Source organism: Sporolactobacillus sp. Y61 (assembly GCF_040529185.1).
Classification (GTDB): domain Bacteria; phylum Bacillota; class Bacilli; order Bacillales; family Sporolactobacillaceae; genus Sporolactobacillus.
The window spans coordinates 2,760,579-2,772,167 of the sequence record NZ_CP159510.1; the positions used below are offsets into that span (position 1 = coordinate 2,760,579).

The 11,589-nt window shown below is 47.6% G+C and carries 9 protein-coding genes and 1 pseudogene; 2 read left to right on the plus strand and 8 right to left on the minus strand.

The window, feature by feature from the left end; all coding sequences use genetic code 11:
- Nucleotides 1-23: 23 nt before the first annotated feature.
- The 6 genes and pseudogenes from ABNN70_RS13260 to ABNN70_RS13285 form a co-directional block, all read right to left on the minus strand.
- On the minus strand, nt 24-2,189 hold the full coding sequence (locus ABNN70_RS13260; RefSeq protein WP_353948059.1) for a bifunctional (p)ppGpp synthetase/guanosine-3',5'-bis(diphosphate) 3'-pyrophosphohydrolase: 2,166 nt from the start codon (nt 2,187-2,189) through the stop codon (nt 24-26).
- Between the two features lie 149 nt (nt 2,190-2,338).
- Nucleotides 2,339-2,851 carry an adenine phosphoribosyltransferase gene (locus tag ABNN70_RS13265; RefSeq protein WP_129928261.1) on the minus strand — a complete coding sequence of 171 codons (513 nt, stop codon included), beginning with the start codon at nt 2,849-2,851 and terminating at the stop codon, nt 2,339-2,341.
- Nucleotides 2,841-5,192, minus strand: coding sequence for a single-stranded-DNA-specific exonuclease RecJ (gene recJ, locus ABNN70_RS13270; protein WP_353948060.1), 2,352 nt, complete (start codon nt 5,190-5,192; stop codon nt 2,841-2,843). Before recJ ends, ABNN70_RS13265 begins: the two co-directional genes overlap by 11 nt.
- A 51-nt stretch (nt 5,193-5,243) precedes the next feature.
- Nucleotides 5,244-5,597, minus strand: coding sequence for a LapA family protein (locus ABNN70_RS13275; protein WP_353948061.1), 354 nt, complete (start codon nt 5,595-5,597; stop codon nt 5,244-5,246).
- A 34-nt stretch (nt 5,598-5,631) separates the two neighbouring features.
- Nucleotides 5,632-7,873, minus strand: a pseudogene (gene secD / locus ABNN70_RS13280) (protein translocase subunit SecD).
- Nucleotides 7,874-7,948: 75 nt separating this feature from the next.
- Entirely contained in the window at nt 7,949-8,242 is a 294-nt protein-coding gene (locus ABNN70_RS13285) for a post-transcriptional regulator (protein WP_129928256.1), read from the minus strand.
- Nucleotides 8,243-8,448: 206 nt separating this feature from the next.
- Here ABNN70_RS13285 and spoVB point away from each other — a divergent pair, with 206 nt between their 5' ends.
- Complete coding sequence (spoVB, locus tag ABNN70_RS13290; protein WP_353948062.1) at nt 8,449-10,002, plus strand: stage V sporulation protein B; 1,554 nt, start codon at nt 8,449-8,451, stop codon at nt 10,000-10,002.
- On the opposite strand, the gene ABNN70_RS13295 is transcribed toward spoVB, so the two are convergent.
- The gene (locus tag ABNN70_RS13295) at nt 9,999-10,529 is read right to left on the minus strand and encodes a YetF domain-containing protein (protein ID WP_353948063.1); all 531 of its coding nucleotides are present in this window, start codon (nt 10,527-10,529) and stop codon (nt 9,999-10,001) included. The genes spoVB and ABNN70_RS13295 overlap by 4 nt on opposite strands.
- Nucleotides 10,530-10,691: 162 nt before the next feature.
- On the opposite strand from ABNN70_RS13295, the gene ABNN70_RS13300 reads away from it, so the two are divergent.
- Nucleotides 10,692-11,075, plus strand: a complete 384-nt coding sequence (locus ABNN70_RS13300) for a TIGR04086 family membrane protein (protein WP_129928253.1) — start codon at nt 10,692-10,694, stop codon at nt 11,073-11,075.
- A gap of 149 nt (nt 11,076-11,224) precedes the next feature.
- Here the strand turns inward: ABNN70_RS13300 and yajC are convergent, their stop codons facing one another.
- Nucleotides 11,225-11,575 carry a preprotein translocase subunit YajC gene (yajC, locus tag ABNN70_RS13305; RefSeq protein ID WP_353948064.1) on the minus strand — a complete coding sequence of 117 codons (351 nt, stop codon included), beginning with the start codon at nt 11,573-11,575 and terminating at the stop codon, nt 11,225-11,227.
- Nucleotides 11,576-11,589: the final 14 nt, after the last annotated feature.

Consider the following 11,589-nt stretch of genomic DNA (forward strand, 5'->3'; position numbering starts at 1 on the left):
GACCCCATCCCCTTTTTGAATTTCTACTGCATCACACGCCGCACGGAATAGATATCCGGAATCCGTTTGATTTTTTCCACGACGCGATACAGGTGATCAATATTCGTGATGGCAATGGTCATATGTATGGACGCTACTTTATTTTTATCCGCGCGTCCCGAGACGCCGTTAATCGCTGTATGCGCATCAGTCACACACTGAAGCACTTCATTCAGCAGTCCGTTTCGGTCGTAGGCGTTGATTTCAATATCAACGTTATATTCCTTCGCTTTCGATTCCGTATTTTCCCATTCGACGCTGATCAGGCGCTGTTCCTCTTCACTTTTAATATTCGGACAGTCCTTCCGGTGAACCGTCACGCCCCTTCCTCGCGTGATGTAACCGACAATCGCATCACCGGGAACTGGATTACAGCAGCGGGCAAGGCGCACCAGAAGGTTGTCCACACCCTTCACTTTTACACCGAGTGATGTTTTTCGTCTGGGTGCAGGTTTCGATTCAGGAAGCTGCCTTGCCGGACTGACCGGCTCTTCCTTCGCCTTCCGTTCGTCCTCCGTCAGACGGTCAACCACCTGTCTTGCCGGAATACCGTTATATCCCACCGCCGCATACAGCTCATTTTCATGGGAAAAATTGAATTTCTTTACAACCTCGGCTAATTTCTCTTCAGTCAGCGTATCTTTAATACTGAGCCCCTGATTGCGCAGTTCTTTTTCAATCATGTCGCGGCCATTGGCTACGTTCTCCTGGCGCTGCTGCCTTTTGAACCACTGTTTAATTTTATTTTTAACTGCTGAACTTTTGGCGATCTTCAGCCAGTCACGGCTTGGACCATATGAATGCTTCGACGTCAGTACTTCGACAATGTCGCCTGTTTTCAATTTATAGTCCAGTGGGACCATTTTCCCATTGACACGTGCACCAACTGTTTTATTGCCTATTTCCGTGTGTATCCGGTAGGCAAAGTCAATGGGTACCGAACCGACCGGAAGTTCAATGACATCGCCTTTTGGGGTAAAAACAAACACGGTGTCAGAAAAAAGGTCCATCTTCAGGGACTCCATAAATTCCTTAGCATCATCCGTCTCGTTCTGATACTCCAAAATTTCCCGGAACCAGGTCAGCTTATCCTCAAATTTATTATTGATGTTACGCGTTTTGCCTTCTTTATAGGCCCAGTGTGCGGCAATGCCGTATTCTGCAACGTCATGCATCTCCTGCGTCCGGATCTGAACCTCAAGCGGGTCGCCTTTCGGTCCGATGACCGTTGTATGAAGAGACTGATACATGTTCGCTTTCGGCATGGCAATGTAGTCCTTGAAACGCCCGGGCATCGGCTTCCAGTGCGTATGAATAATCCCCAGAATCGCATAACAATCCTTAATACTTTCCACAATGATCCGGACGGCAAACAGGTCGTAAATTTCATTAAACTGCTTATGCTGATTGACCATTTTCCGGTAGATACTGTAAATATGTTTCGGGCGTCCGGAAATCTCTGCTTCGATATGAACAGATTTCACATATTTTTTCAGATCCTCAACAACCTGAGCAATATAGGCCTCCCGCTCTTCCCTTTTCTGCTTCATCAGATTGACAATTTTATAATATTGCTGCGGTTTCAGATAACGCAGTGAGATATCTTCAAGCTCCCATTTAATCGTAGAAATACCCAGACGGTTGGCCAGCGGGGCAAAAATCTCCAGCGTTTCATTGGCCTTCTGGAGCTGTTTCTCATGAGTCATATACTTTAATGTCCGCATATTGTGCAGACGGTCAGCAAGTTTAACGATGACACAGCGAAGATCACGGGCCATCGCAACGAACATCTTCCGATGATTCTCAGCCTGCTGATCTTCCTTGGACGTATATTCAAAATGCCTCAGTTTCGTTACACCATCAACGAGGGTCGCCACGTTATCGCCAAATTTATTCCGAATATCCTCGAGGGTGATCGGAGTATCCTCTACGACATCATGAAGAAATCCGCTGATAATGGTTGTGACATCCATTTTCAGTTCCACAAGAATTCCGGCAACCTCAACCGGATGCGTGATATAAGGCTCTCCCGATTTACGTACTTGTCCTTTATGGGCGGCTTTCGCAAATTCATAAGTTTCATTCAGTTGTTTAATCTCATCTTTATCCAGATAGGTTGATGCCTTTTGGATCAGTTCATCCATAGTCATTTTCCGATCACCTTATTATCATGCTTTGATTTAAGCAATAGTCTGTTCCTTAATAAAAATAGTTCTTGCAAAAATGTGTCGTCTGTCGTCTGTTTCAATGGGTATAAAAAGAGTGCCCGTCTCAGGCACTCTCCGGCAACACCTTGTTCTCAGTAATCAATTAAAGACAGGACATCATAATCTTTAAGAAACCTTGTTCCGTGAAGTTCGCTCAGTTGAATCAGAAAAGCGACACCAACCACATCACCACCAAGCTTTTTCACCAGATTAATCGTCGCATTGATGGTGCCTCCGGTTGCGAGCAGATCGTCGGTGACGAGGACGCGCTGTCCCGGTTTAATGGAGTCCTGATGAATACACAGCGTGTCAATGCCATACTCCTTTTTATAGGAAAAAGTTTCGACGTCACGTGGAAGTTTTCCAGGCTTTCTGACGGGAACAAAGCCCACACCCAAAGCGTAGGCAATGGGTCCGCCAATGACAAAACCACGTGCTTCCGGACCGACGATCACTTCCGCCTTCTTACGGCGTGCGAAATCAGCCATCTCATTGATGGCTGATTGATAAACCGGCCCATTCTGAAGCAATGATGTAATGTCTCTAAAGTTAATCCCCTTGGTTGGGAAATCCATCACTGACGCGATATACTTTTTATAATCCATGTATAGTCCCCTCCGGCTCATCCGCCTGTTTCCGATGTTTCATTCTCTCTTCAAACCACGATTTCAATCTGGAAATCGGTGAATAACAAAACAGATCTTCCATTTCCAGCTGGTTCTTTTCTCTGCGATAAGTAACTGAATCCGAGAGCGGCGTCTTGCCCGACGCAGGATTCACTGTCAAAACACCATTATCTATTGTAACAAAATCAAGCTCAAAAAACACCTTTGTCATGAAATAAACCATGCGTTCAGGCCATCCTTTGAATCTGGCAATCTGCTTTGCCGTTTCATCCAGCTTAAACGAATGTTCCTGCCGGATCAGGGCATAATACCATACAAAGTGATTTCTTGTCGGGAATGTTGAAAAGTAATGATCATGAGCATGATGGAAAACAGTATATATGCGATTGACTTCTGTACATCTGTCGATCAGTCCCGTCAACTGCTCAAGTTCATCTGGAAGGTCCAGAAGAACAAGTACCGGTTTCCGGACAGGCTGTTCTCCCGAGCAGCGCTTCACCGCCCGGGATAGCTGCAGCCGTTCAGCTGTGTGCTCCTGAAACGCAATCATTTCTGCCTCATCCGGGGAAATCTTCTCCAGTTTTTCATTCAACCGGCGTTCATCACGCCAGTCAAAGACCTGCAGTCCATCAACTTTTATATCCCGAATCAGCATCTGCGGCTTTTTAAATCCATTCCATTCATTAATCTGCCACTCACCAATCATACTGATTCGATCCGCCGGAGAAATTTCAGCCCGTTTATGTCCCATACCGAAACCGATTCCGTCAAGTTCAGCTGAATCACCTTTAACTGTCAGTTTCAAATGCGACGCATCCCGGCCGACTGCACTGATTTTCGTAAGCGGGATATGGTCCATCAGGCAGAGCGGTTTTGCGTTATCCGTGCCAAACGGGGCCAGCTGCCCAAGCTGTTCGATCAGCTCAACCGTAATCTGATCCGGTTGACAGGTGTCCTCAATGATTGCTTTTTTTATCAGCATGTCCGGTGTGATCTGATGACGGACAGCCTTAAGAAAATCGGAGCGGAAATCATCAATATCTGTGGTCGGAAGTGAAAGGCCGGCAGCCATCTGGTGTCCGCCAAACTGGGCCAGATGATCTGAACTATCGGTCAGTGCTTTGTACAGATTAACGCCATCGATACTGCGTCCCGATCCTTTGGCCACACCCTTCTCTTCGTTTACAGCCAGAATAATAGTTGGCCGGTAATATTTTTCTACAATTTTGGAAGCGGCAAGGCCGATAACTCCCTGATTCCAGTTGACACCGGGCAGAACCAGTGCCTGGTCACCCCGCTGAATAAAGCTTGCAGCCATCTGGTCTGCTTCGCGAAAAATACGATCCGCAAGGGCTTTTCGCTCTTGATTCAGCTTATCCAGCCGGTCGGCCAGGGCAGATGCCTCCGTCTCATCCCCGGTGAGGAGAAGTCGGACAGCCGGTTCCGCATCTTCGAGCCGCCCGGCGGCATTGAGCCGTGGTCCCAGCTGGAAACCAATTGTATCACTGTCTGCGTCTCCTTTTCCACCAGATTTGAACTTTAATGCATTGATTCCCGGGTACGTCCCTTCATTTATTCTCTTAAGCCCCTGATAGGCGATGAGTCTGTTCTCATCCCTGAGGGGAACCAGATCAGCAATGGTACCAATGGCGGCAAGGGCAAGCCATTGCGGATCAGCTTTCTTCCCAAATAGTGCCTGAGTAAGCTTCAGGGCAACTCCTGCTCCTGACAGTCCTTTAAATGGATAGTCACATCCCGGCTGTTTCGGATTCAGAATCGTAGAAGCATCCGGGAGTACAGCAGGGGGTTCGTGATGGTCTGTGATGACATAATCAATCCCCAGCTGACGGGCACGATCTGCCGCCTCATATGCTGCAATACCCGAATCCACGGTAACGATGAGATCGATGCCATCCTTTTTTGCCTGTTCGACCGCCGCAGCATGGGGTCCATAGCCTTCTGTAAACCGGTTAGGGACATGCCAGGAAACTTCGGCACCCGTCATGCTCAGCGCGCGGACAAGAAGTGCCGTAGAAGTCACGCCGTCGGCATCATAATCGCCGAAAATGCGTATTTTCCGTCTGCGGGCAGCAGACCGGCTGATCCGGTCAACGGCCTCACGCATCCCGAGCATCCGCATCGGATCGTGAAATGTCATTTTTTCAGGATGCAGAAAAAGTTCCGCGTGTTCCGGATTATCGATCCCACGCAGAACAAGTAATCGTGCTGTGAGCGATGAAATGTGCAGGTCTTCAGCCAGTTCTCGAACCTTTTTCGTATCTGCTTGCTCTGTAATCCACCGGTTTTCCGGTTGAAGCAATGGTTGCCGCCTCCTTTTTCGGTTCACATGTATCATGTTAGGGCCCGGGGATTATTTTCGCGACAAAAGGCGTTTTCGTGAGACACGCTTTCCCTCTTCCTCTTCTTCTCCACCTGATACTCTGATCGCAAGTTTTTCAGCATCTTCGGGATGCAGACTGGCCAGCCTCTGGATCTGCCTTTCCAGCTGAACGATCCGACGCCGTTGTTTATAAATTTTAATGTATGTTGAAAGTCCGATCAGCAGGACGCCGATGAGCACCGATCCAATAATGATCAGAATCAGCGGAATGTCGGCTTTTCCGAACAAATAACTGAATGTCACACTGTCTACATTGTCTATAGAAAACAGAACCACAATCAGAGTGAATATCAAAATCAAAAGGATATTCCATTGTTTTTTCACAGTCAAAGTCTCCCCGTTCGATTTTTAAAGAGCATTAATTCTGCGCCTGAACGGTTCTTTTAGCTTTGCGCCGTGCAAGATACCGTGCTTTCAGTACAGCCCAGAGCGGACAGGCAATGCAGATTGAGGAATAAACACCACAGAGCAGACCGGCAAGCAGAGCAATGGTAAAGGTCTTAATGGATTCACTGCCGAAGATCAGCAGGAAAATAACCGGGAACAGGACGGTCAGAATTGTATTTATCGATCGGGTCAGGGTTTCACGGATACTCAGATTAACGATCTTCCCAAGTTCCTCCAGCGTCGTCAGACGTTTTCTGCTCATTTTCATGTTTTCACGCACACGGTCAAAGGTGACAATCGTATCATTGACCGAATAGCCGACGATCGTCAGAATGGCGGATATGATGAGAATATTTACTTCAATATGCAGCAGACTGAACACGGTCACGATAAAGAACGCATCATGGATCAAAGCCAGTACGGCAGTCAGTCCCTGCAAAAATTCAAATCGAATCCAGACATAAATAATGATAAAAAATGAAGCAATAATCAGCGAATACAGGCCGTTTTTCGCGAGATCTCTTCCGACCTGCGGCGAAACCGTGCTGACATTAGGCTCTACGCCATACTGTTTCTGAATCGAATTTTTGACATCCGCAACCTCAGTCCGGCTCAGGTCATCGTTGATTCGTATCGTTGCGATATTTCGATTATTTCCGGAAAGGACGGGCTGTTCCGGGGTATAACCCATATCCCGGAACGATTGTTCCACCTTTGTCACCGACATCGGATGGTTCGTCTGAATATCTACACGGGTACCACTTGAAAAGTCAATACCCAAATTGAGTTTGAAAACAAACAGAGAGACAATTCCAAGCAGGATCAATGCCGCCGAGAAGGTGAAAAACACATTCCTGTATTTCATAAAATCAAGATGATTATACAATCTGTTATAGTGCTTATAATTCATATCATGCTTCGTTTTCACGGATATCACTCCTTCTGACACCGAACAGCCATGGCTTATCATTCAGGATTCTGCTTTTAACCAGTAAACCCAGAAACAGTCGCTGACCATATACCGATGAGATAAATGTCACAACGTTACTGATCAGCAGCATAACGGCAAAGCCCTTAACCGCGCTGTTACCAAAGAAGAAGAGTACACCCGCGGCAATAATCGTGGTCAGATTGGCATCAACAACCGTTGGAAGCGCCCGATGGCTCCCTGATCTGAATGCCGACGCAATTGATTTTCCACCTCGAATTTCATCCTTGATACGTTCAAGTGTAATGATATTCGCATCGACCGCCATGCCGATACCAAGGATCATGGCCGCGATCCCCGGAAGTGTCAGAACCGCCTGCAACCCGACGAAAACACCCATAACCATATAAATATAAAAGACAAGAGTGATATTGGCAATCAGCCCGCCCAGTCTGTAGAAGGCCAGCATGAACAGGAGAATGGCTGCGACCCCGAGTGCTCCGGCAAACAGGGTATCCCTCATTGAATTCTGACCGAACTGCGCACCGACAGATGTCGAATAGGTTTCATCCATCTTAACTGGCAGTGACCCTGAATTAAGAAGATCCTTCAGATTATTGGCTTCCTGTACGGTGAAGTTTCCGGTTATCTGGACATCACTCGTATTCAGCACCTGATTCACTGCAGGGTTGGAAATAAACTTATGATTGCTTTTCTGAACTTCTTTTGCATAGGAGTCACCTTTTTGATAATCCATCCAGATGACAAGCACGTTATTCGGTGCTTTCGACAGAATATCGGAGGTCACCTTTGCAAATTTTTTCGGATCTTTCAGCTGCAGGGTAACCATCGGATGATTCAGCTCATCGAACGCAACTTTTGCCTTGCCCGGCTGCAGATCCGATCCGTCGAGCATCAGCTTGTCCTGATAATCCCTGAATGAAAGATTGGCCGTCGTCGACAGAAGCTCTCTTGCCCGCTTTTCATTCGTCACACCCGGCAACTGGACACGAATCCTGTCTCCGCTTTCGATGGCAATATTCGGTTCACTGACACCGAGGACATTGATCCGTTTGTTGATGGCCGCAACCGCATTGCTCATATCTGCTTTGTCAATTTTCTGTCCCGCTTTCAGCGGTTCCACCTGATAAAGAACTTCAAACCCGCCTTTCAGGTCAAGGCCCAGATTAATATTATGTATGATTGGCATTGTGGCAAAACCGAGGATGACTGCTGATACAACCAGAATTGCCAAAAAGGAAAATAACGGTCCTTTTTTCACCATAACCTTAACTTGCTCCCTTCTATCTTTCGGCCGGATCCTTCCGTGCGGCGATCCGGTCTTATCCTCTGAACATTATTATTTGAACAGCCCGCTGTCCATCTCTTTATCGAGTGGGGAGTCCCGGAACATGTCCATACGCAGCTTGTTCATATAATCATTAACGGTCAGCGCCATGACAGCCGCAACGACCTCATGGATTCGTTCAGGCTTCTCTCCCTTCGCTTTTTCCAGTTTTTCTTTTACAAACTGCCAGAATTCTTCCCGGCTCAGGTGATTTAGCCCGAGCAGATGAAATTCTTCCAGCTTGCTCTGGAGAAACGGTTCAATCGATTTATGCCATTTTTCCATATCCAAGGGCTTTTCTGCCATGCTGATTCCTCCCATAATGTCTATCATAGCATAATCAGAGAGCAATACGAAACACAAAATCCGGCATGTCTGAAAAACCATTTCCCCTCTTCGCTGCTCACGGAATCATCCACACATCCCTGTCATGCCGGTGGCAGTCTGATGCATATAATCCCTGTATGCGCGCGGCATTTACCGCAACCCGACGCAAAAAAGGCGGACAGGCAATGACACGTCAATCTTTTCTGAAAGGCTCATTTATTCTGATGGCTGCCGGGCTCATTACACGGATCCTTGGTATGATTAACGGAATGATCCTGTCAAGAGTGATCGGAGACGAAGGGGTTGGCCTCTTTATGATGGCCTTCCCGGCCATGCTGCTGATTGTCACCCTGACAGAACTCGGACTTCCTGTTGCCATATCCAAACTGGTAGCAGAAGCAGAAACCTTCGGGGACAGGAAAAAAATCAGGTTAATCCTCATCCTCTCGCTTACCATTGTCTGTTTGATCAGTATTATCCTGACGTCAGCCATGCTGCTTGCCATACCGGTGACGGCAAAATATCTTTTCGCCGATACCCGGGTGGTTTATCCCCTTCTGGCGATTACACCGGTGATTCCGATCGTTGCCATCAGCTCCGTCCTGCGCGGTTATTTTCAGGGCATTCGCAATATGAAACCTTACGCATTCTCCGGTATCGTTGAACAGGTCGTGCGGATTTCCCTCGTCGTTACTCTGGCGAACCTGTTAATGCCTTACGGTGTTGCTTACGCGGCTGCGGGGGCGATGATCGCCGGAGCCGCGGGCGAGTGCGCTTCACTTCTGTACATGCTTCGCATGTTCAGAAAGAGCGGCGGCATCCGGCTGAACATGCAGAGCCTGAGCCTGCTGAAGGGAAGTCGTACTACACTGCGCCGCCTGCTGAATATCGGATTGCCTACTATGGGCAGCCGCCTGATCGGTTCACTCAGCAGTTTTCTTGAACCGATGATCGTCTCGCACAGTCTGCTGATTGCCGGCTATTCAATCAAAACCTCTGCTGAACTTTACGGACAGCTGACCGGTTATGCACTCACCCTGCTTCTATTGCCTGGTTTTATCACCCATGCGCTGCACATCTCACTGGTTCCGGCGATCAGTGAAGCGATTGTCCGAAAAGATTACGGCATGATCCATTACCGTCTTAATCAATCACTTCGAATTGCGATGCTGACCGGGGGACTCTCACTGGTTGTGACCTTTTCATTTGCAGCGCCCTTAATGCAAATGATTTACGAAGCACCTGAAGCGGCATACTTTATCCACATCATGGCTCCTTTTTTCATGATTCTGTATTTTCAGGCGCCACTGCATGCTGTTCTTCAGGCACTCGATCTCGCAAAAGCAGCGATGATCAATACGCTGATCGGTGCAGTGGTTAAGATCGTCACCCTGTTTCTCCTGACCAGTAATCCGGAATTTGGCATTGCGGGGACTGCCCTGGCCATCTGCATCAATGTTGTCCTGGTCACTTTCCTTCACGCCGCTGTCATTTTTAAGACCATCGGCTTCTCCCTGATTTTTAAAGATTATATTCATACAGGGATTCTGATTGCCTGTTCAGGGATTCTTGCTCACTATCTTATCGGAAAGGCCTTAATCACCTGGTCCCTTGTTCCAAGAACCCTGGCTTTAATGACAGCCATCAGTCTGTTTTATCTGCTGCTTGGATCGTTTCTCGGTATCATCCGCAGAGATCAGCTGGCTCAGTTGCCGGTGGTTGGAAAATGGATTGCTTAAACCTCATGTGGATCTCTGGTCAAATCCATGAAGAAATTGCCAGTCTGGTCAATCGTCAGGTATTTAACCAGACGAATATCCCGATAGCCGTATTTTCTCAGTTCCTGCTTCAGCCAAAGCTGAGTCCTGCCAATCTTAAACAGATTATCCAGGCGACACTTTCCATCCTCGATTAAGGGCAGTCCCATCTGCGGCCAGGGCTGCCGGAAGGGTTCATGAACAAGTTTCGCGCCAGCATCAGATAAACTGGCGGGCACTGACTGAGATATCCTGTTCTCTGAGGGTCTCCGCCACTTATTAAAAAGCAGAGAACACCTGAAACACAGAATCAGAACAGCAATCGGTATAAGAAACAGAAACAGCGGAATATCCGGATGGATCACGGCCGCCAGTGACATTCCGACCGCCATAAAAAGCCACATCAGTTCCGATATTTTTCGGTCGGAAGGTTTTTCCGGCATCAGGTTTCTGAAACCGACCCATAAAATGATCAATAAAAAAATGATTCTGGCTACAGCCGTTCCCATGCTTTTTTCCTCCATGATTTCTTCAACACGTCCTACAGGGTTAGTATGAACGAAATCCGATGGATCATGAATGCCGGTTGTCATGAAAATGGGCTTGTCCGAATAGACATGTAGCATAGCGGCGCATGAACAGCTGCAGTTCTCATTTCCGGAGGTGTTCCTATGGCTCGAAACTGGCTTTCTGCCGTGACTTATGGTATCGCCACATCGATCATTATCGTCCTGGCATCCGCCTTTCTGCTTGCCTCTCTTCTGAGGTTCACCAGCTTCGCGGAAACAAGCGGAACCGTCCTTCCAGTCGTCATTTCTATAACGGCTCTGTTTATCGGCGGCGTGATCAGCGGATCGAAATTAAAGGAGAGAGGCCTGCTGATTGGCGCAGTAACCGGCCTGTTTTACTGTCTCTTCAGTCTGTTTTTTCAATACCTGGGTCTTGACCACTGGCCGGGGCTGATGCAATATGTTTATTTTCTGGCTAATATTGCATCTGCAGCGATTGGCGGAATTGTCGGTGTCAATTTATTTTCAGGCCGGCACCACTATTGATCCTGGTCAACATCCGCCGCCCGGGCTGATGTTGAAAAACGGCCCCGATAAATGGGGGCCGTTTTTCCTCAACTGGGAAGTAAAAAGATCATGCGTGTAAGGGCAACACTGACTCAGCCAGCGCCATGAGTCTTACTGAGCCCGTTTTTTTAATTACTTCCCTTACTTCCTTTTTCTTCTTTTCCCGGCTTTTCTTCCTTATCCTTTTCCTTACTTTCGGATTGAGCATGTGCATTTGCAGATTTCTTTACAATAGCACGAATTGCATTCCGTTCATAAGTCAGCTTGCTGCTGCTGCTTCGTAGTACCACGGTCCGTTCATCGAACGATTCAACCGTTCCCTGAAGCCCTCCGATGGTTACAATTTTGTCACCCTTCTGAAGTGATGCCTGCATTTCACGCGTCTCCTTATTCCGCTTCTGCTGCGGACGGATAAGCAGAAAATAGAAAATCGCAACGAAAATCAGAAGGGGTATCAGTATACCAGTAATCCCTTCCATGATAAGCCTCCCTT